Source organism: Bacillus sp. E214, assembly GCF_008087365.1.
Taxonomy (GTDB): domain Bacteria; phylum Bacillota; class Bacilli; order Bacillales; family Pradoshiaceae; genus Pradoshia.
Genome location: NZ_VENN01000002.1, coordinates 105,835 through 127,721 on the forward strand (window position 1 = coordinate 105,835; position 21,887 = coordinate 127,721).

21 protein-coding genes are annotated in these 21,887 nt (G+C 39.6%); 17 read left to right on the top strand and 4 right to left on the bottom strand.

The features are described from left to right. Positions 1-29 precede the first annotated feature (29 nt). The 5 genes from FHY47_RS09805 to FHY47_RS09825 all read left to right on the top strand — a co-directional run bounded on the left by FHY47_RS09805 (position 30) and on the right by FHY47_RS09825 (position 5,877). Positions 30-1,229 carry a DEAD/DEAH box helicase gene (locus FHY47_RS09805; RefSeq protein ID WP_066109507.1) on the top strand — a complete coding sequence of 400 codons (1,200 nt, stop codon included), beginning with the start codon at positions 30-32 and terminating at the stop codon, positions 1,227-1,229. 122 nt (positions 1,230-1,351) lie between these two features. Further along, complete coding sequence (locus FHY47_RS09810) at positions 1,352-1,729, top strand: YckD family protein (RefSeq protein ID WP_066109504.1); 378 nt, start codon at positions 1,352-1,354, stop codon at positions 1,727-1,729. 293 nt (positions 1,730-2,022) lie between these two features. Further along, entirely contained in the window at positions 2,023-4,332 is a 2,310-nt protein-coding gene (locus FHY47_RS09815; RefSeq protein WP_066109503.1) for a glycoside hydrolase family 65 protein, read from the top strand. Then, complete coding sequence (gene pgmB, locus FHY47_RS09820; RefSeq protein ID WP_066109500.1) at positions 4,329-4,997, top strand: beta-phosphoglucomutase; 669 nt, start codon at positions 4,329-4,331, stop codon at positions 4,995-4,997. The genes FHY47_RS09815 and pgmB overlap by 4 nt, the downstream gene beginning before the upstream one ends. Before the next feature lie 316 nt (positions 4,998-5,313). Then, on the top strand, positions 5,314-5,877 hold the full coding sequence (locus FHY47_RS09825; protein WP_066109497.1) for a site-specific integrase: 564 nt from the start codon (positions 5,314-5,316) through the stop codon (positions 5,875-5,877). A 65-nt stretch (positions 5,878-5,942) separates the two neighbouring features. Here the strand turns inward: FHY47_RS09825 and FHY47_RS09830 are convergent, their stop codons facing one another. Next, positions 5,943-6,593, bottom strand: a complete 651-nt coding sequence (locus FHY47_RS09830) for a universal stress protein (protein ID WP_066109492.1) — start codon at positions 6,591-6,593, stop codon at positions 5,943-5,945. A 185-nt stretch (positions 6,594-6,778) separates the two neighbouring features. On the opposite strand from FHY47_RS09830, the gene FHY47_RS09835 reads away from it, so the two are divergent. From FHY47_RS09835 to FHY47_RS09880, 10 genes are all read left to right on the top strand, one after another. Continuing rightward, positions 6,779-9,178, top strand: a complete 2,400-nt coding sequence (locus FHY47_RS09835; protein ID WP_148630365.1) for a Na+/H+ antiporter subunit A — start codon at positions 6,779-6,781, stop codon at positions 9,176-9,178. Continuing rightward, positions 9,175-9,597, top strand: coding sequence for a Na(+)/H(+) antiporter subunit B (locus FHY47_RS09840; RefSeq protein ID WP_066109486.1), 423 nt, complete (start codon positions 9,175-9,177; stop codon positions 9,595-9,597). The genes FHY47_RS09835 and FHY47_RS09840 overlap by 4 nt, the downstream gene beginning before the upstream one ends. A gap of 2 nt (positions 9,598-9,599) precedes the next feature. After that, complete coding sequence (locus FHY47_RS09845) at positions 9,600-9,938, top strand: Na(+)/H(+) antiporter subunit C (protein WP_066109482.1); 339 nt, start codon at positions 9,600-9,602, stop codon at positions 9,936-9,938. Next, the gene (locus FHY47_RS09850; RefSeq protein ID WP_066109479.1) at positions 9,931-11,409 is read left to right on the top strand and encodes a Na+/H+ antiporter subunit D; all 1,479 of its coding nucleotides are present in this window, start codon (positions 9,931-9,933) and stop codon (positions 11,407-11,409) included. Before FHY47_RS09845 ends, FHY47_RS09850 begins: the two co-directional genes overlap by 8 nt. Before the next feature lie 33 nt (positions 11,410-11,442). Continuing rightward, positions 11,443-11,919 carry a Na+/H+ antiporter subunit E gene (locus tag FHY47_RS09855; RefSeq protein ID WP_139892062.1) on the top strand — a complete coding sequence of 159 codons (477 nt, stop codon included), beginning with the start codon at positions 11,443-11,445 and terminating at the stop codon, positions 11,917-11,919. Further along, a complete protein-coding gene (locus tag FHY47_RS09860; protein WP_066109471.1) occupies positions 11,919-12,203 on the top strand; it encodes a Na(+)/H(+) antiporter subunit F1 in 285 nt (94 codons plus the stop codon). The genes FHY47_RS09855 and FHY47_RS09860 overlap by 1 nt, the downstream gene beginning before the upstream one ends. Continuing rightward, complete coding sequence (gene mnhG / locus FHY47_RS09865) at positions 12,181-12,534, top strand: monovalent cation/H(+) antiporter subunit G (RefSeq protein ID WP_217491087.1); 354 nt, start codon at positions 12,181-12,183, stop codon at positions 12,532-12,534. The genes FHY47_RS09860 and mnhG overlap by 23 nt, the downstream gene beginning before the upstream one ends. Positions 12,535-12,686: 152 nt before the next feature. Next, the gene (locus FHY47_RS09870; protein WP_139892063.1) at positions 12,687-14,876 is read left to right on the top strand and encodes a DNA topoisomerase III; all 2,190 of its coding nucleotides are present in this window, start codon (positions 12,687-12,689) and stop codon (positions 14,874-14,876) included. Positions 14,877-15,267: 391 nt separating this feature from the next. Next, positions 15,268-15,465, top strand: a complete 198-nt coding sequence (locus tag FHY47_RS09875; protein WP_066109465.1) for a cold shock domain-containing protein — start codon at positions 15,268-15,270, stop codon at positions 15,463-15,465. A 141-nt stretch (positions 15,466-15,606) separates the two neighbouring features. Further along, entirely contained in the window at positions 15,607-16,962 is a 1,356-nt protein-coding gene (locus FHY47_RS09880) for an amino acid permease (RefSeq protein ID WP_139892064.1), read from the top strand. A gap of 3 nt (positions 16,963-16,965) precedes the next feature. Here the strand turns inward: FHY47_RS09880 and FHY47_RS09885 are convergent, their stop codons facing one another. Both FHY47_RS09885 and FHY47_RS09890 read right to left on the bottom strand, forming a co-directional pair. Then, the gene (locus FHY47_RS09885) at positions 16,966-17,589 is read right to left on the bottom strand and encodes a LysE family transporter (protein ID WP_066109461.1); all 624 of its coding nucleotides are present in this window, start codon (positions 17,587-17,589) and stop codon (positions 16,966-16,968) included. Between the two features lie 116 nt (positions 17,590-17,705). Then, positions 17,706-18,698 (bottom strand): YeiH family protein, encoded by a 993-nt coding sequence (locus tag FHY47_RS09890; RefSeq protein WP_139063885.1) that lies wholly within the window; start codon positions 18,696-18,698, stop codon positions 17,706-17,708. A gap of 776 nt (positions 18,699-19,474) precedes the next feature. Between FHY47_RS09890 and FHY47_RS09895 the strand changes: the two genes are divergently transcribed. Beyond that, positions 19,475-20,155: a DNA alkylation repair protein gene (locus FHY47_RS09895; protein ID WP_139892065.1), complete on the top strand. Its 681-nt coding sequence runs from the start codon at positions 19,475-19,477 to the stop codon at positions 20,153-20,155. Beyond that, complete coding sequence (locus FHY47_RS09900) at positions 20,152-21,012, top strand: Cof-type HAD-IIB family hydrolase (protein WP_066109452.1); 861 nt, start codon at positions 20,152-20,154, stop codon at positions 21,010-21,012. Before FHY47_RS09895 ends, FHY47_RS09900 begins: the two co-directional genes overlap by 4 nt. Before the next feature lie 181 nt (positions 21,013-21,193). Here the strand turns inward: FHY47_RS09900 and bshB2 are convergent, their stop codons facing one another. Further along, complete coding sequence (gene bshB2, locus FHY47_RS09905; protein ID WP_066109449.1) at positions 21,194-21,871, bottom strand: bacillithiol biosynthesis deacetylase BshB2; 678 nt, start codon at positions 21,869-21,871, stop codon at positions 21,194-21,196. Between the last annotated feature and the right edge of the window lie 16 nt (positions 21,872-21,887).

The window sequence follows — 21,887 nt, forward strand, 5'->3', positions numbered from 1 at the left end:
ACAAGTATGTGTTTAGTTAGGAGAAATTAATGAATACAAATGATTCAATAGTCAATGAGTTAATAAATGGATTAAAAAAACAATGGGAATTATCCGGATTCAAAGAAGCAACTACAGTTCAGAAGGAGACCTTTGGTCCTATATATGAAGGAAAAGATGTTTTGGCAGAATCGCCGACAGGAACAGGAAAGACACTTGCTTATGTCCTGCCAATCTTAAATAAAATAAAAGCAGACGAACAAAAAGTACAGGCTGTTATTCTTGCTCCTTCAAGAGAGCTTGTTATGCAAATTTTTGAAGTTGTACAAGCATGGTCAAAAGAAACAGGTATTACGGCTGCTTCGTTTATCGGCGGTGCTAATCCGAAGCGTCAATTGGAAAAGCTGAAAAAGCATCCGCATGTTGTCATCGGAACACCAGGCAGACTAGAAGAACTGATTAAGCAGAAAAAGCTAAAGATGCATGAAGTGAAAACAATTGTGCTGGATGAAGGGGACCAACTAATGATCCCTGAGCATTTGCCAACTATTGGGACAATTATTAAAAGTACTATGAGAGACCGTCAGATAGTTTTGTTTTCAGCTACTTTGCCGGCTGGGTTAGAGGAAGAAGCCGAGCAATGGATGAATGACCCTGTTAAAGTACGGGTTAAAAAGGAAGATACCGTTCAATCAAAGGTGGATCATATTTATTTTGTCACTGAGGCGCGTGATAAAATAAATATTCTTGAAAAATTAGTTAAAATGCCTGAAATGCGTGCATTGGTTTTTGGAAAGGACATCGGAAATTTGGATGTGATGGCTTCAAAGCTTCGTTTCAAGGGAGTAGATTTAGGAGTTATTCATGGCGATTCCAAGAAAATAGAAAGAGAAGCGGCTATACGTGAGTTTCGTAGGCAGGAGTCAACTATATTACTTGCTACAGATGTGGCAGCAAGGGGCTTGGACATTAAAGGGCTGCCATTTGTAATCCATGTGGATTTCCCTGAAACGATTGCTCAATATGTGCATCGTTCAGGTAGGACTGGACGCCAGGGAGAAAGTGGAACGGTTATTTCAATTGTAACGGCTCGTGAAGAACGTGAATTAAAGAAATACGCTCGGGAACTGCATATTGAAGTTCAGAAAAAGGAACTGTTTAAAGGTAAAATTGTAGATCAGAGACCTGTATATAATCAAAATTCAAAGTCTATAAAGAAGAAACCGAATCCTAAAAGGTATAAAAAATAAAGAATGAAATGGGCTGGCTCTAATTAGAGTTCAGCCTTTTTTATTATAGGAAAACAGCATGCATAAATAATTAAAGTTGGTAAAAACTAGGGGCAGAAAATAAAGAAGGAGTGAAAATACTAATGAAAAAAATGTCTCTCTTGTTGATAATGGCATGTGTTTTGAGCTTTACCTCAATTGGTATATCCAATACCGTCGTACATGCGGCAGAAAATGGCGATAATCAAACAAAGCAAACAAGGCCAACTTTAACGGAACAACAGAAAGCAGAGCTTGCTGCGATGCATAAAGAAGTGATGGAAAAGGAAAAGGCTATTGTTGAAAAGTATGTTGAATTCGGTGTGATGTCTAAGCAGAATGCTGATATGTTAAAGAATCATATGGATAAAAGATTTGAAAGAATACAGGCAAACGGATATATTCCTCCACATCCTTTTGGAGGTACCCACCCTGGTAAGCCGCCGCATGAAAACAGTCCTGGGACTGAATCTAACGAATAATAAAGCATGAATAACCTCTAAGGAATAGAATTCTTTAGAGGTATTTTTATTTTTGAGTAATTATAGAAGAAAGGATAGTAGGGCATTAAAAAAGGCTTTTTATCCTACTATTCAAATTCACGTAGATGTAATAAATTTTAGATAAATTTTAGAATTTTTAATTTTATGCTTTCATAAGTTAATGAATCGGTTATAATGAGAATGTACTTTTATGCAACCGATTGCACAAACAGTAGAAGCCTATATATATTCTATTAAATAAATAATTGAGGGAAGATGGAAAGGGGTATTATATGAAAAGACTGTTCTCAATAGATCCGTGGAAAATTATTGAAGAAGAGTTACATAAAGAGGATTTTAGACTTGCTGAAAGTATGACAAGTCTTGGAAACGGGCATATGGGGTTAAGAGGTAATTTTGAAGAAACCTATACAGGTGATAGTCATAGAGGGACATATGTGGCAGGCGTTTGGTTTCCGGATAAAACCAGGGTTGGATGGTGGAAAAACGGTTATCCCGATTACTTTGGTAAAGTGATCAATACCATTAATTTTATCGGAATTCGTGTTTTTATTGGTGAGGAGGAAATTGACCTTAATAAAGTGGAAATGAGTAATTACCGCCGTGAACTCGATATGAAAAATGGTGTTCTTACGAGAAGCTTTACGGTCTCACAAGCTGGTAAAGAAACAGCTGTTGAGGTAGTACGCTATTTATCAATTGCAGAGAAGCAACTAGCGGTGATCAAGTATGCGGTTACACCAATTAACCATGATAGTGTGATTACCTTTATTCCTTATTTAGATGGTGAAGTTCGCAATGAAGATTCCAACTATGAAGAAGACTTCTGGAATTATATTTCCTCCAGCTCATCTGAGCTCATGGGTAATTTGGTTATGCAAACAAATGAAAACCCTTTCGGAACAGACAGATTTACAGTCTCTGCGACGATGGGTCTTGAAATCAATGGCAACACGGCCGATATCAAACCGTTCCAACACGAAGAATATGTAGATAATAAAATTGAAATTCCAACTGAAGAAGGTAAGACTGTTACGTTAACTAAATATGTGGGCATTACAACAGACCGTGATCATGCTTCAGAATTTTTAAGTGAAAAGGGTCTGGAAATTGTTAATACAGCTATGCAACAAGGCTATGAAGCTTGCTTAAAGGCACATTGCGATCGATGGGCAGAGCGCTGGGAGTTAGCAGACGTCCAAATTGATGGAGATATTGAAGCACAACAGGGAATCCGTTTTAATTTATTTCAGCTGTTTTCAACCTATTATGGAGAAGATGCCCGATTAAACATCGGACCTAAGGGATTCACAGGCGAGAAATATGGTGGTGCAACGTATTGGGATACTGAAGCATATGCGATTCCATTATATTTGGCAGCAGCTCAGCCTGAAGTGGCTCGCAATCTCTTAATCTATCGTCATAACCAGCTCGAAGGAGCCTATCTCAATGCTGAGAGACAAGGATTAAAAGGAGCATTATATCCAATGGTCACTTTCACAGGAGTGGAGTGCCATAATGAGTGGGAAATTACCTTTGAAGAAATCCACCGTAATGCAGCTATTGCCTATGCTATTTATAATTATGTGAATTATACAGGAGATAAGAGTTACCTTAACGAATATGGCATAGATGTGCTGGTCGGGATTTCGCGCTTTTGGGCAGACCGCGTCCATTATAATAAAATGAAAGATCAATATATGATTCATGGAGTAACCGGTCCAAATGAATACGAAAATAACGTCAATAATAACTGGTATACGAATACAATGGCAGCCTGGACTTTACGTTACACCCTTGAAGTTATTGGATATTTAAAAGAGAACGGGCATGAAGCGAGATTTTCAGATTTATATATGACAGACGATGAATTAAATAAATGGCAGGATATCATTGATAAAATGTACTATCCATTTGATGAGGAGAATCAAGTGTTTATTCAGCATGATACATTTATGGATAAGGATTTAATGCCTGCTTCGCAATTAAAGCCAGAAGACCGCCCGCTAAATCAAAAATGGTCCTGGGATAAAATTCTGCGCAGCTGCTTTATCAAGCAGGCGGATGTCCTGCAAGGGATTTATTTCCTGAATAATGAATATACACGTGAGGAAAAACGCCGAAACTTTGAATTCTATGAGCCAATGACCGTACATGAATCCTCTCTGTCTCCATGCATTCATGCGATACTTGCTGCTGAACTTGGACTGGAAGATAAAGCATATGAGATGTATACCAGAACAGCAAGGCTGGATCTGGATAACTATAACAATGACACGGAGGATGGCCTTCATATTACAAGTATGACAGGCTCCTGGTTAGGGATTGTACAAGGTTTTGCTGGCATGAAAACATTTAATGAGGAGCTGTCGTTTGCACCATTTATTCCGGCAGCATGGGACCGTTATAGCTTTAATATCAATTATAGAGATCATCATTTAACTATTGAAGTGAATAAAAACGAAGTGAGTATTTCACAAACTGGCCCGGTAATGAAACTCAAGGTTTACGACAGTGAATTTGAGTTGCCTGCTGATGGTGTTGTAAAAATACCGCTAATGAAGGAGGACACGGTCGCGTGAGTAAGGAATTAAAAGCGTTTATCTTTGATTTGGATGGTGTTATTACGGATACAGCAGAATATCATTATCTTGCCTGGAAACAGCTTGCCAGTGAATTGGGAATTGAGTTTACCAGAGCGGATAATGAAAGATTAAAGGGAATTTCTCGAATGGAATCCCTTGAAATCATTCTGGAAATTGGGAATAAGCAATCTTCCTATACGGTTGAAGAAAAAGAAAAACTGGCTGCGCAGAAAAATGAGCATTATATGGAGCTAATCAAGCAAATTACACCAAATGATAGTTTACCTGGCATTAAACAGCTATTGCTTGATATAAAAGCTGCCGGCTATAAGCTGGGTCTTGCTTCTGTTAGCAAAAACGCGCCGGCTGTGATGAACTCCTTACAGCTCAGTGACCAGTTTGATTATATGGTTGATGCGCGTACAATTAAGAGGGGTAAACCGGATCCGGAAATTTTCTTAAAAGCCGCTGAAAAGCTTGGTGTCCCTGCTGATGAATGCATTGGGATTGAGGACGCAGAAGCAGGAGTTGAAGCCATTAAGAGTGCTGGCATGTTTGCGGTCGGAATAGGCTCTAAAGAACAACTGGCTAAAGCGGATCTCCTATACAGCAATACATCTTACCTATCGCTGGATGAATTAATAAAGGAATATCAAAACTAAGCAATTTAAGTGCGTCCCAATTTTGGGGCGCTTTTTTTACTCTTTTTATTCCTAAGTAGCAATTAAATACTTCCTCGTTAGCCTGTATTCTAAAAGATGGATATTACTACATAACATTGCTAATGAAATCCAGGGAGTGCTCCTGCAGGCCACTGCCAGAACCGCGAAAAGGGAGTAAATGGAGCTGCCTTACTTTAATAAAGCCTCTTTATAAAGCGTTTTAGATTAAAAAATCAAACAAGTCACTATATTTGTAATGTTACTTAATTTTTGATAATATCATAATTAAGTAACATTATAGTTAGGGGGTATTTCCTTGGAATACGTTGATCCCATAAAGGATATCCGCAAGATTACCGCAATAAAAAGGATTCTTAAAAAGCAATCCTTGCGTGATCTACTATTATTTGTTTTTGGAATTAATACTGGTCTCCGTGTCAGTGAACTGCTCTCTTTACGGGTGGGTGATATCTGGGAAGGCGGGAAGTTCAAGGAGTTCCTTTATATAAAAGATGCAAAGACTTCGGAAGAGAGGGCTTTTTACCTCAATCAAAATGTGAGAGAAGCTGCGAAACATTATTTAGAAACCTTTGATTTCTCTACGGATGATTATTTATTCAAATCCAAAAAAAATCAGCAGCCTATCTCAAGGCAACAGGCATACAGGATTATTAATTGTGCGGCTAAGGAAGTGGGGATACCGGGAAAAATCGGAACCCATACGTTACGGAAGACATTCGGTTATCATGCCTATCGAAAAGGGATTGCTATTTCAATCCTGATGAACATTTATCATCATCATAGTCCTGGTGAAACATTACGGTATTTGGGAATCGACAAAAATGAAAAACTTCCTGTCAAAGTTGATGTGAATCTATAGGTATAACAGACTCCAGTTTCCTTAGAAAAGAAAAAACCCCCACATTTTTTTGTGGAGGTGTCACATCATAAAGTTTCTTTGACATAGTTATCAGTCACGGTTACTTGCAGTGTTTTTTGGTTTTTCATAAATTTAAAGATACCAGTATTGAAATCAGTACCGATTTCTTTAAAGAAGATACCCTCAAATTCACTTTTCTTTGTATGTTCAAAGCTCAGCCGATAATGATTGTCTTCTTTTTCGAGATAGGCACGTACGCCTTTTTCGTAAAGGCCGTCTGGATCATCTCTCAATGCCCGGGCGACGGATATTATATGAATGTCAACAAATGGAATATCTCGCAACAAAGTATTTATAATCGAACCTTTAGCAATCTGTTCCCAACGGCTTTGTGCTGTTTGACCAAGGATGATCTGTGAAATTTGTTTTTCACGTGCGACATCCGCTATTACTTTTGCAAACGGTCGTTTCTCATTATCTTTCAAAATGAATTCCTCTGCTTCCAATTCCTCGGCGAGCTGACGCCATCTCTCAATACTTTCGGATTTCTCAGCGTCTAGTTCATCAAAAGGACTTGGGTCCACTGTCAAGATATATAGGGGACAATCCAACATGTTGGCGATTTTACTGCCACGCTGGATCAAGCGATCACCATTGGGGCCGTAATAGACACACACAAGGATGCTTTCGTCCATTCGGCTTTTGCATTTTTTCATTAAAAGTTCACCTCTAAATAGATGGTAGTTCATTGGACTATTACGAATATAGCCCATGCCAGATTTTCAGTCAATTATTATTACACAAAATAGAGTAAATATTTCTAATATAAAAAGGGTCCGTTGGATATATCGTCACTTTTGTGTGTGCGTACAGTATTCTATGATGAAGGGAGCGCGAGGACATGATTAATTTAATGATTTTATTACCGTTTTTCTTTGCGGTTCTGATACCTTTCCTCTATAGTATGTTCAATAAAAAATTACATATAGGCTGGTTTGTTCTTTTTTTGCCGGTCATCATCTTTATCTCCTTATTACAGTATATCCCAATTACAACGACTGGGAATACATTGACCAGTGAATTTAAATGGCTGCCATCATTCGGGATTAATTTCACAGCTTATGTCGACGGATTGTCCCTCTTATTCGGTTTGTTAATCACAGGTGTCGGATCGCTTGTCATTTTGTACTCGATTTTCTATATGTCCAGGGCTCGGGAGGAGCTGCATAACTTTTATGTATATCTGATGTTGTTTATGGGGGCCATGCTTGGAGTCGTTTTCTCGGATAATGTTGTCGTCCTTTACGTGTTCTGGGAACTGACCAGTATTTCATCTTTCTTGTTGATTGCTTATTGGTACCAACGGAAAAAATCGAGAGAAGGAGCACGGAAGTCGATGCTAATCACCATTTTCGGTGGATTATCTATGTTGGCCGGGTTGTTGCTCCTTTCCATCATTACCGATACATATAGCATCCGTGAAATGATCTTCCAAGCTAAATCATTGCCGGAGAATGTCCTCTTTTTACCTGCGATGATTTTAATTTTACTGGGAGCTTTCACTAAATCAGCTCAGTTTCCGTTTAGTCTTTGGCTACCTGATGCGATGGAGGCACCGACACCAATCAGTGCTTACCTCCATTCGGCTACAATGGTCAAAGCCGGCATCTATTTGGTGGCTAGGTTAACCCCTTTGTTTGGCGGTGATGCAGTTTGGTTCTGGACGGTATCCTTGGTCGGAATTGTAACTTTATTATACGGATCCTGGAATGCAGTTCGTCAGAAAGATCTAAAGGCCTTGCTCGCTTATTCGACAATTAGTCAGCTCGGTTTGATCATGAGTCTACTAGGATTGGGGTCTGCTGCCATTTATTTTGGCTATGGCGATGAATCGAAAGTATATGCAATCGCTATTATGGCGGCTGTATTCCATTTGGTTAACCATTCAACCTTTAAGGGAAGTCTGTTCATGGTTGTCGGAATCATTGACCATGAGACAGGAACCCGGAATCTGCAAAGGCTGGGTGGGTTAATGAGCCTCATGCCGATTTCTTTCACGATCACTATGATTGGAAGTTTCTCTATGGCAGGATTACCGCCATTCAATGGCTTTTTGAGTAAAGAAATGTTTTTTACCGGCGTGGTGAATGCTTCAGGGATGGATATTTTCGGGATGGAAAAGTTCGGCATGATATTCCCTGTTGTTGCTTGGATAGCAAGTATCCTAACGTTCGTCTACTGTATGATTATGGTCTTTAAGACGTTCACTGGAGAACATAAACCTGAGATGCTGTCAAAGGCTGCTCATGAACCGCCCGTCGGTATGCTGATTCCGCCTGCTATATTGGCGATGTTTGTAGTCCTGATATTCTTCTTCCCCAACATTTTGGCAAAATACATTTTAGATCCTGCCCTTATATCAATCTTGCCGGATTATGAGGCAGCAGGAGGGTTGGGTAAGGAGATTAGTGCTTGGCATGGTTTTAATACAGAATTATTGATGACAATCGGTGTCGTATTAGTTGGCCTATTGCTATACAAGCTGCTGCCTAAGTGGATCAGGGTATTCAGCTGGTATCCGCAAAGCCTGACGTTTAACAATATATACAATGAGTCTTTGCTGCTTATGGAATCGATATCTGCTTATGCAACGAAGAAGTACATGACTGGATATACACGTGATTATCTAGTTTATATTTTTGCGTTTTTTATTTTCATTGTTGGTGGTTCTCTGTGGCTGTTCAACGGTTTTGCTTTCGATATGTCTAAGGATTCACCGGTGAGCATTTATGAAGCTGTGATGGTCATTGGTATGGTGGTGACCGCTTTAATCGCACTGTTTTCCCAGTATCGACTGACATCGATTATTGCTGTTGGTGCCCTTGGATATCTAGTGTCTATTCTTTTCGTTATTTTTCAGGCACCGGATCTGGCGCTGACGCAATTGGTTGTGGAAACAGTGACAGTCGCTTTATTCCTGCTGTGCTTCTATCATTTGCCAGAGTTTCGAAAAGAAGTAAGTAAAGTTCGTTTCAAATTCACCAATATGTTGATTTCAGTTGGAGTGGGGTTGACGGTAACACTATTGGCCCTTTCCGCCAATGGAACCCGTTTGTTTGAAACGATTTCTGGGTATTTCGAAGATTCCTATACGCTTGCCGGAGCTAAAAATATAGTGAACGCGACCTTGGTTGACTTCAGGGGACTTGATACGATGGTCGAAGTGGCGGTCCTGTGTATTGCGGGATTGGCTGTCTTTACATTAATCAAGGTCAATGTTACAGGGAGGGATAAAAAATGAAGCCTAATGATATTTTATTGACGGCCGTAACAAAAGTTGCAGTATTGATTATCCTCACCTTTTCCATTGATTTGTTCTTCTCGGGGCATCACAACCCTGGAGGAGGATTTATCGGAGGGTTGGGAATTGCCAGTGCACTTGTACTCATGTATTTGACGCTTGGGACGGAAGCGGTCAATAAGATTATTCCTGTGGATTTTAAAACAGTGGCAGCGATCGGTGTACTGATTGCAATTCTTACGGGTGTCGGTTCATTTCTGTTCGGTGTTCCCTTTCTTTCCCAAACGTATGGTTATGTAGATTTTCCGATTTTAGGTAAAACGGAACTAGCTACCGCTCTTATATTTGACACTGGTGTAGCGTTAGCTGTCATTGGTTCAGCTGTGACAATCATCCTGAGCATAAGTGAGGATCGATAATTATGGAAACAGTTATGTCTATACTTGTAGGTGTTTTTTTCACAATTGGAACATATATGGTCCTATCCAAAAGCCTGCTGAGAATCATTCTTGGGACTTCGGTGATCGGCCACGCTGTCAATCTTTTAATCTTAACAATGGGGGGATTAAAGACCGGGGGTCCGCCATTGTTAGGATTGAAAAGCACTTCCTTTACAGACGGGCTGCCACAGGCGCTCATCCTGACAGCGATTGTTATTAACTTTGCAGTTACAGGTCTTTTTCTGGTGGTTGCCTATCGTAGTTACCGAGTCTTGGGAACTGACGATTTGAATGAATTAAGGGGAAATGAAGATGAATAATATAATCATTCTGCCGGTCATTATTCCGCTTATCGCGGGACTTATCATGGTCATATTCAGAAAAAACTTATATGCGCAAAGATCAATTGCTCTTCTGGCAATTCTAGCCACGGGAATGGTTTCAGTGCTAATGGCTATGAAAGTAAAGGTGGAGGGAATACAGGTTCTGCAGGCAGGGGGATGGGCGGCCCCTTATGGAATTAGCCTTGTCGCCGATATGTTTGCGGTCATTCTGTTGATTATAACGGCATTTGTGTCTTTCTGTTGTTTGCTTTACGCCTTTTACACAATTGGAAAGATAAGAGAGAAAAATTTCTTCTATCCATTGTTCCTGTTTATGATCAGCGGTGTGAACGGATCTTTTTTGACCGGAGATATCTTCAATCTATTTGTCTTTTTCGAACTGATGCTGATTTCCTCCTATGCATTGATTACACTTGGCGGGGAGAAAAAACAGCTCAGGGAATCAATCAAATATATATTGATTAATGTCATGTCATCCTTCTTTTTCCTTGTGTCCGTTGCCTACCTATATGCTGTAACAGGTACGTTGAATATGGCGCATCTGTCTGTCCGTGTTGCGGAAGCGGGACAAAATGGGCTGCTGACGACCGTTGCGATTTTACTGCTCATGGTTTTCAGCCTGAAGGCCGGTCTCTTGCTATTTCATTGGTTACCAGGATCATATAGTGTTCCACCTACAGCGGTGGCAGCAATCTTTGCGGCTTTGCTCACCAAGGTTGGAATTTATGCTATTTTCCGTATGTTTACATTGATTTTCTATCATCAACCGGAAATCACCCACTTGTTGATCGGAATCCTAGGGGCAGCGACAATGTTACTCGGAGCAATCGGTGCGGTCTCGAGATGGGATATAGAAGGAATTTTGACCTACAATGTTATCATTTCTGTCGGTTTGATTATGGCCGGACTTGCTGCTTTCACCACAGGCAGCATCACAGGTTCCATTTTTTATCTTGTGCATGACATCAATGTGAAAGCACTGATTTTTCTAATCGGCGGTACAGTTATTTACCTAACTGGCACTGCTAAATTAAAGGAAATCAGCGGCTTGATCCGGACTCATCCGTTTCTTGGCTGGATGTTCTTTGTCGCAGCCTTGGCGTTGGCAGGTATCCCACCTTTCAGTGGTTTCCTCGGGAAGATGCTGATTACAAAAGGTACCTTTGAAGCCGGAGATTATTGGCTGGGGGCAATTGGATTACTATCAAGCTTGTTAGTGCTATATTCTGTTATGAAAATCTTCATGAATGCATTCTGGGGTGAGACAAACCTAAGTGAAGAAATGGAGAAAGGGACAACAAGAGGGGTTATTATACCAATTACGCTTTTGACGGCTGCAACAATTTTTCTGGGATTGGGTGGAGAAATAATCTCATCTTATATCCAGTTGGCTGCCGAAGGCTTGATGAACCCTGATTTATATATCGATGCGGTTTTAGGAGAATAGTAGCTAGTCTATAAACAAAAAGGGGTGGTCGTTGTGCCCGTTCAAGTCTTGCTTAATATATTCATTGGTTTCTTATGGATGCTCTTGCAGGATAAATGGAGTTTCCCTTCGTTCTTTGCCGGATATCTAGTGGGAATCGTTATTTTGTTTTTTGTGCGTCGCTTTTTCAATAAATCCTTCTACATGGGGACATTTCTCTCTATATTAAAGTTGCTATTTGTATTTCTTAAAGAGCTCGTTTCTTCTACGGTGCTTGTTCTGAGGCAGGTCACACGTAAAAAAATAGATGTTCAGCCGGCGGTTTTTGCCTTAAAGACAGATCTGAATGGAGATTGGGAAATACCAATGTTGGCTTTGCTATTATCGCTGACACCAGGCTCCGTGGTATTGGAGATTTCGCCGGACAACAAAACATTCTATATTCATGCCATGGACTACAAAGAATCTAAACAAGCGATTATTCAGGCAAAAATGAGCTTTGAAAAGGCGATTAAGGAGGTTACACGATAATGTTTGAAAAAGCCATGACTGTAGCGCTATTCATTTTAACGTTATCCATTCTCATTTCCATCTATCGCCTCTATAAAGGTCCATCCATGCCAGACAGGGTTATGGCACTGGATTCAATTGGAATCCACTTAATTTCAGGTGTGGCTATTTTTTCTGTACTGTTCAAATCCCATGCCTTCTTGGACATCATATTGTTGTTAGGGATCCTTTCTTTTATCGGGACTATCGCGTTTGCGAGATTCATAGAAAGGGGTGTGGTCATTGAACGTGGAAATGATAAGTGAGTGGATTGCTGCTGTCTGTATTCTTACGGGGACAATCTTAACGCTTCTAAGTGGTGTTGGGCTGATTAGGCTTCCGGATGTTTATACACGATCACATGCAGCTTCAAAAAGTACAACACTTGGAGTACTATTCATCCTTCTGGGAGCATTTCTGTTTTTTTTAATTGGTGAAGGATATGTTAGTATACGGCTGCTTCTCGGAATATTCTTTGTATTCCTGACTGCTCCGGTAGCAGGCCATATCATCTGCCGGGCAGCTTATCGCTCAAACGTAAAACTTACCGACCGTACAGTCCGTGATGATTTGAAGAAATTATTGAAGTCTAAATGAAAGATAGTTGAACTGCCCACTAAAGGTTAGACTAAATCTAACTTTTATGGGGCAGTTTTAATTTGGAAAAAAAGCGATAGGATGTCTATTCAATTCAAACATTGAAACTATGGTATATTGACAGTACATAGTTAGTAAAGGAGTTTAGAAATATGGCAAAAAGTGTAGTCATTGCTGAAAAACCTTCCGTTGCCCGTGATATTGCGAATGTACTGAAATGTACAAAGAAGGGCAATGGATTTTTCGAAGGAAACAAATATATAGTTACTTGGGCATTAGGGCATTTAGTTACTTTAGCTGATCCTGAAGCTTATGATAATAAATATAAAACATGGAATCTAGAAGATCTTCCTATGCTTCCAGAACGTATGAAATTAGTTGTCATTAAACAAACTGGAAAACAGTTTAATGCTGTAAAAGCACAATTAAGTCGCAGTGATGTGAATGAAATAATTGTGGCTACTGATGCGGGAAGGGAAGGAGAATTAGTTGCACGTTGGATTATTGATAAAGCAAAAGTCAATAAGCCAATCAAGCGCCTATGGATATCTTCTGTAACAGATAAAGCGATAAAAGACGGATTTAATAACTTAAAACCTGGTAAATCGTATGAAAATTTATATGCTTCCGCAGTAGCACGCTCAGAAGCAGACTGGTATATCGGTTTAAATGCAAGTCGTGCATTAACAACTAAATTTAATGCACAATTAAATTGTGGTCGCGTCCAAACACCAACAGTTGCTATGGTAGCGGCACGTGAAGATGAAATCAAAAACTTTAAACCGCAAACTTATTATGGTATTGAAGCGCAAGCTGATGGGCTTAAATTAACATGGCAAGATGTGAATGGTAATAGCCGCAGCTTTAATAAAGAAAAAATAGATGCAATTGTTAAATCGCTTGGATATAAAGATGCGAATGTAGTTTCTATTGAACGCAAAGCAAAGAAAAACTTTTCACCTGCCTTATATGATTTAACAGAACTTCAACGTGATGCTAATAAGATCTTTGGCTATTCAGCTAAAGAAACACTGAATATTATGCAGAAACTATATGAACAACATAAAGTACTAACATATCCACGTACTGATTCACGCTATATATCATCTGATATTGTCAGCACCATTCCAGAGCGCTTAAAGGCAATCGGCGGTAATGAGTATCGTAAGTTAGTAACTAAGATTATAAATAAGCCTATTAAGGCGACGAAGGCCTTTGTTGACGACAGTAAAGTCAGCGACCACCATGCCATCATTCCAACGGAAGGCTTCGTTAATTATGCTGCCTTTAATGATAAGGAACGTAAAATTTATGATTTGGTCGTGAAGCGGTTTCTCGCTGTTCTATTTCCGGCCCATGAATTCGAGCAATTAACAGTCCATGCGAAGATTGGCCCAGAGTCCTTTATCGCCCGTGGTAAAACAGTGATTCAGCCAGGCTGGAAGGAAGTCTATAACAATCGTTTTGAGGAAGAGGAATCTGGCGATGAGGTGAAGGAACAGTTACTTCCGAAAATCAATAAGGGTGACAAATTAGCAATTACGATAATATCGCAAACTTCAGGTCAAACTAAGCCACCTGCGCGTTTTACAGAGGCTACTTTACTGTCAGCGATGGAAAACCCTACGAAGTACATGGAAACAAAAGATAAAAAGCTTGTAGATACGATAAAGATAACTGGCGGGCTTGGTACAGTTGCAACCCGTGCAGATATTATAGATAAATTATTCAATTCATTCTTAATCGAAAAACGTGGTGGAAAAGATATATATATTACTTCTAAAGGACGCCAGTTACTTAATTTAGTACCGGAAGAATTGAAGTCGCCAACTACAACAGCAGAGTGGGAACAAAAACTTGAGCTAATCGCTAAAGGGAAAATGAAAAAGGCTGTGTTCATTAATGAGATGAAAGAGCATACAAAAGAAATTGTGGCAGAAATTAAAGCCAGCAATAAAAAGTATAAGCACGACAATATCTCCACAAAATCCTGCCCAGAATGCGGGAAACCAATGTTAGAAGTAAACGGAAAGAAAGGCAAAATGCTTGTCTGCCAAGATCGCGAATGTGGTCATAGAAAGAACGTGTCACGTGTCACTAATGCACGATGCCCTCAATGCAAAAAGAAAATGGAACTCCGTGGCGAAGGTCAGGGACAAATATTTACCTGTAAATGTGGATACCGTGAAAAATTATCTGCTTTTGAAGAGAGACGTAAAAAAGAGTCTGGCGGAAAAGTGGATAAACGAACTGTACAAAAGTACCTGAAACAGCAAGAAAAGGAAACGGAGCCTATCAACAATCCATTTGCTGATTTATTAAAAGGAATGAAATTTGACTAGAGAATTAAGTTAATTTTTCAAAAACAAAAATGCCTATCCTAATTTTAGAGGATAGGCGTTTTTGTTAAAAATCAGGAGACTGATGAAGATCAAGTGGTACCAGATGAATTAACGAGCCTTTACGAAGAAGACAGTTCAAAAGTTTCATTTTGTATTGATAAAGAAGATACAAATTATATTTTTACCCTATATTGGAATAACCATCACATTTTGGATTAGTTTGATTTGTTTAAATTGTTTGTTAATTAGTAAGCTGTATGTTACAATAAAACAGCAAAAAGGTTTGAAGATCAAAAAAATTTTTACAGTCTTTAAGTACATGCTTAGACAGAAAAGGTTTTTCTGGTTTTCTACTTTTAAAATTTTCACTAAAAGTTAGGGGGCCAAAAAAATGGTCGGAAAAGTAAAATGGTTTAATGCAGAAAAAGGTTTTGGTTTTATCGAGCGTGAAGATGGTGACGATGTATTCGTACACTTCTCTGCTATTCAAGGTGAAGGATTCAAAACTCTTGAAGAAGGTCAAGAAGTTGAATTCGAAATCGTTGATGGAAATCGCGGACCACAAGCTGCTAATGTAGAGCGTATCTAATTAAATTTAAAACCATCGGGTACAATCCTTTTCGGATTGTACCCTTTTTATATTGGCAAGCAAATAAAGCATAAGTTTCGCCTGGATGGAGCAGATTAATTGAGGATACAGTCTGATATAAATCAAAGGGCGGAATAGGATATGAAAAAAGCAGCAGCGACAAAAAATCAAGAAAAGAAAAAACTGCAATGGTGGCAGCTTTCCCTTATAGGGATAGGCTGTACAATTGGAACCGGCTTTTTCTTAGGTTCCGGATTAGGAATCAGGCTTGCCGGCCCATCAATATTAATTGCGTTTATACTTGCCGCTTGTACGACATATATCGTATATGAAGCTTTAGCAAAGATGACGGAAAAAGATCCTCAAAAAGGGTCTTTTCGTACATACTCCCGTAAGGCGTTTGGACGTTCTTTTGGGTTCTTAAATGGGTGGGTTTACTGGTTTTCAGAAATGCTTATAATGGGAAGCCAATTAACAGCCCTGTCTCTATTTTCTAGGTTTTGGTTTCCTGAATTTCCTTTATGGATATTTGCAGCCATCTACGGAGCACTTGGACTGATTGTTATTATTATTGGGGCAAAGCTGTTTGAACCGATGGAGAATGTCAGTGCAATCGTTAAAGTATCCGCAATTTTAATGTTTGTCATTATCGTGATCCTTGGCTTGTGTGGTGTGATTGATGGAAAAGAAACACTTGATTTTCCTTCAACGGTTAAGGAGGTTTTTCCTACAGATTGGAAGAAAACTTGGTCATCTCTCGTTTTTGCTTTTTTTGCCTTTGGAGGTATTGAAGTTCTGGGTATTATGTCTATGCGATTAGAGAAAAAAGAGGATGCTCCAAAAGCAGGGAGAGTCATGATTCTAGCATTAACCGTCATTTACATCATATCCCTAGGCTTAGTCGTAATGCTGTTGCCATGGGATAAGGTTAATCTAAAAGAAAGCCCGTTTTTAACGGTCTTGAGTTATTATCCATTTAGGTTCATTATGCATCTTTTTAATGGAGCTTTGATAATTGCCGGTTTTTCAACAATGTCGGCTTCACTTTTTTCTGTTGCAAATATGCTGACGACCTTAGCTGAGGATCGAGATGCCCCGAAAATATTGGGAAAAAAAGGGAAGTTCGCAATCCCTCTGCCTGCTTTTGCTGTAACAGTGACTGGTTTGCTAATCTCTATCGTTCTGTCGAGAGTGATGCCGGATAAGGTCTATGAATACTTTACGACTGGTGCGAGTTTACTCATCCTTTACAATTGGATATTAATCCTGTTGACGTATTCCAAGCTTGCTGACCTAAAAACAAAGGATAAAATAAAACGAACTATAGGGCTTGGGCTTATTTTGCTGGCTATTGTTGGGACGGTCATTGAAAAGGACACGAGAATGGGCTTTTTCGTAAGTCTAGCTTTTGTTTCTTTTGTAAGCCTGATTACAATTATTATGGCTATTATTCGAAAACGAAAACGGCCTTTAACAAGGCGAAGAATCCATAACTAACGATTAAATTAGGGATTGAACCCCCATAACTCCAAAATAGATCCCAAAGCCAACTAAGGAAATTCCGGATATGATTGATATTCCCGCTAAGAGTTTATTGGTTAAATAGCGCCTAAATATGGATGCCATCATCGCCATCGAGTAGTCCCAAATTAATATCCCCAAAAGGATGGCCAAGCTGTTAATGATGATTTGCTGAGGAGATAAGTGACTCACGGTTTTGGCGAGTACAGAGCCATAGATGCCCAACCAAAAAAGAATGGATAATGGATTCAATAACGACATAAAAAAGCCAGAGCGAAAGGAACGAGTGATATCCTTGTTCCGTATATTGCTTTGGTTTTTTTTATGATAAACAGCAACCAGACTCTCTACTCCGGAATAAGTAAGCACGAAAGCCCCGAATAACCAGAGAAAGGTTTGGATTAGAGGAACTTGCATATATTGAGCCAACCCGGTATAAACAACAAGCATATAGCAGATATCGGCTAGTATAGCGCCCAGACCGAATACCCAGGCATTTAAGAATCCATGCCTTAAACCAATTTCCATTTGTGCAGCATTAATTGGTCCGATAGGAGCCGATAAGGAAATTCCTAGATAGACATATCCCAATAATCCATACATACAATTTATACCTCCATTTTAATTGCTCAAATTATCATATGCATGTATACAGGCTTGTACGACAAAAAAGAATAGTTTAAGGAAAACATAAAAAAGAGGCATAAGCCTCAAATGGCTCATGCCCAAAAATATGTCAGAATTGATAAAAGAACGGACGTAATAACCATTGTAAGCAAGGGAAGGCTTGCTCGTTTCTTAAGCTCTTTTAAATCAATCGTTAAGCCTAGCCCAGCCATAGCCATCGAAAGTAGAAAAGTGGTCAGCATGGCAATGTAATCATATAGGTATTCAGGAAACCAGGATCCAGCAAGATAAGTTCTAAAAATACTTAAGGCCAGAAATCCTAGAAGAAACCATGGAAATGGAATGGAGGATTGGCTGCCAGCGCCTTGTTTACGTTTCATCCAGAACACTAATACAAAACAGAAAGGAATCAATAAGAAAACACGACATAATTTAGCTAATAAAGCCATTGTAACAGCAGCTTCCCCAGCAGGCTCAGACGCTAAAGCTACATGAGCCAATTCATGTAAGCTAAGTCCGGACCAAATTCCATATTCAGTAGGTGTTAGGGGGAGAATCGGAATAAGCATCGTATAGGCGACTGAAAAAATAGTACCAATCAATGCAATCATCCCGACGCTCATCGCCGTGTCCTCTTCTTTTGAATCCACTATAGGTGAAACCGCTGCTATAGCCGCTGCGCCGCATATTCCTGTCCCTGCACCAAGCAGGAAAGAAATCATTGGATCAATTTTCAGCCATTTGCCAAGCAATACCATGAGGGCTACAGAGAATACGATACAAATCAGAGCTTTACCCAAAAGGCCAAGACCTTCACTAAAAATAATCTGCATATCTAATTTCAACCCATATAAAATAATGGCAGCACGTAAGAGAATTCTTGCTGAAAAATGAACGCCCGTCCGTAAATTTGTTGGATAGCTGCGAATATTACGATACAGGATGGCGAGCAAAATACTGCATGCTAATGGTCCTATGTATTCGAAAAAGGGCAATTCAGCAAGGACAAATCCAAGCAGCGCCAATAAGGCCGTAAAGCCAAGACCTCCCCAAAATGATAAAGGAGATTGAGTTTGTTTAGTCATAGTAGTCACTCCTAATTCTTTCATCACTATATTTGAAAACAGTCATTATGTATGCGTAGAATATATGTATATACATAGCCAGGTTATTATGAGTTCTGGCAATAGCTTCCATGAAGCCACTTCCCTAGTTTAATATTCTTAGACTTAATAAAAAAGAGGTAACACTCAATTAATTAATTGTATGTTTATCCAATACAGGCTCATTTATACAAAAAGCTGAAGGGTCTTGCCCAGCCGCGACTAGCATAAGAGGAGGTGCGGAGGGAGAGCGCTTTTCCTCTACTGCAGCAGCTACACTTATGACTCGAGCGGCTAGGCCCTGAAGCTGGATTATACAAAAAGCTGAGGCGACTGCCCAGCTCCGACAAGCATAAGGAGAGGCTCGAAGGGGTGTTCTACCCCGTAGAGGCTATCCTTATGACCTCGAGGAGCTAGGAGCCGAAGCTAGATTAATCAAAAAGCTGAGGCGACTGTCCAGCTCCGACAAGCATAAGGAGAGGCTCGAAGGCAGGCGAATTAAGGAACAAAGACTAAGAACGCCACATCGTGTGGCAACGTCTTTGTGATCAACGTCCTGTTGACCTCCGTAGAGGCTATCCTTATGACCTCGAGGAGCTAGGAGCCGAAGCTAGATTAATCAAAAAGCTGAGGCGACTGCCCAACTCCGACAAGCACGGAGGGAGAGCGCTTTTCCTCTACTGCAGCAGCTACACTTATGACTCGAGCGGTTAGGCCCTGAAGCTGGCTTATAAGGGAAGAATAGGTGAGGTGGAAATGTGGATTATATTAATCGTTTAAAACAGTTATTTGAGAATGAAAAGAATGAAGAACAAGCAGTAGCAATGGCGCAATATATGAAGAATCAATTTCCTTTTTACGGGATTAAAACCCCGGAAAGAAGAAAATGTATGTCTGTATTCTTTAAGGAAACAGGTATTCTTGCTATGCCGCTTTCACATGAATTTTGTTTAAAGCTTTGGAATATGCCGGAGAGAGAATGGCAAAATGCTGCGCTTGATTACCTTGCTAACTATATCGACAAACTGGAAGTAAAGGATTTACCGCTACTAAAAACATTAATTACGACAAAATCTTGGTGGGATACCGTAGATATGATTGCCTCTAAGCAGGTTGGCAATTTGGTATTAAGAAATCCTGATTTAATAGATACTATCATGAATGATTGGGTAATAGATAATAATATGTGGCTACGTAGAACAGCAATCCTCTTTCAACTTTCCTATAAAGGTCAAACAAATGAGAGAATCTTATATGACTACATATTGAAAAATGCGGATAGTAAAGAATTCTTTATTCAAAAAGCGATTGGGTGGGCACTGAGAGAATATTCAAAAACGGATCCGGAGTCTGTGAAGAACTTTATAAAAAAAACAGAGCTTGCACCTCTCAGCAGAAGAGAAGGTAGTAAGCATTTTCTAAAGGGGGAGACTGTATGAAGTGTATAGCAACCGATATGGATGGAACATTACTGAATGAGCATCAAATGGTAAGTGACGAGAACCGAAAGGCGATGGAGGCAGTAAGGGATAGCGGGGGACAAGTAATTGTTGCTACGGGCCGATCTTATAAAGAAGCAAGGTTTGCACTTGATGAGATTAACTTTCACTGTCCTATTATCAGTTTAAATGGAGCAGCTGTTTATAATCAGGAAGGCAGTTTGGTGGATTCCAATCCGATGAAGCAAGAAAGCTTAGTGGAGACAGTCAAGCTTTTGGAAGAAATGGATCTTTATTTTGAAATGTATACAAACAGGGGGACATTTTCCAAAAACCCCGAAAAGGCTATTGATTCACTTGTCGATATCTTCTTGAGTGCCAATCCTGATCAGGAAGAAGATAAAGTTCGTGAATTTGCTGAAGGCAGAATTAAATTTGGATTCTTATTTGCGACAGACGATTACTTCCAGCTAATTAATGAAGAGGATATCGAAATATACAAAATACTAGTCTTTTCCTCTGATATGAATAAACTAAAAAATACTGGCACTATTCTTGGAGAGATGGAAGGAATAACTGTCACTTCATCCGGTAAGGGGAATATTGAAATTAACCAGAGTGGTGTTTCTAAGGGAATAGCTTTGGAGAAATTGCTAGAAAAATTACGAATCCCACTTGAAGAAACAATTGCTGTGGGAGATAACTTTAATGATTTATCTATGTTCGAAAAAGCGGGGATGTCCGTTGCTATGGGTAATGCATCCGATGAGATTAAAGGGCTGTGCAAGGATGTTACCTTAACAAATGAAGAGGATGGTGTCGCCCATATCATTTATAAGTACATCGTTCAAAAATAAATTTAAAAATTAGGTATAGGTGGTCCAGAATATGGCTATCATAGTACTACAATGAAGTTTTCCAAAGTATCCCCCCCTTTTTTTTGAACCGCCTTTAGTAATGAAGGCGGTTTTTTTTATGAAATAAAGATGCCCGCAAAAAAAGCCGTCATTAGTATGACAGCTTTTATAAATCTAATTCTTATATTTTTTCAGGCCATTTATATGAATAAAATCTTTCAAAGCAAAGGCGGCTTTCAAGCTCTTTATTCTTTTGGGCGAGTAATTCAGGCCAACCAGCCATCATCGCCTCAGTTTGAGAGCGGTGGGCAGAGATTGCCTTTAGTTTAGTCTCGATTACATCCTGAATATTATTTATGATATCAGGCTCTCCAAGGACATCCTGATGGTTGTTGGAAAAGGCTACACAATGAAGCTTTGGCCTTTTTTCAGGATTGATTTCAGAGACTGCCTGTACGACAGCTCTTCCGCAAGCCTCATGATCCGGATGGACACTGAATCCCGGATAGAAAGTGATAATGAGGGAAGGATCAAGCTCATCAATAAGCTTAGTCATTTGATTAGCTAGCCACTCTTCATTTTCGAATTCAACAGTTTTATCGCGCAGTCCCATCATACGTAAATCCTTAATACCCATTATTTGTGCTGCGTCTATTAATTCTTTCTTGCGAATCTTCGGGAGACTCTCCCGTGTTGCAAAAGGAGGATTTCCAAGATTACGTCCCATTTCACCAAGCGTTAAGCATGCATAGGTAACGGGGATACCAGCTCTTGTATAAGAGGCGATTGTTCCGGAAACCCCAAATGCCTCATCATCAGGATGAGGGAATATGACTAATACATGTTTCTCTTTATCCATTTATCCCAACTCCTTG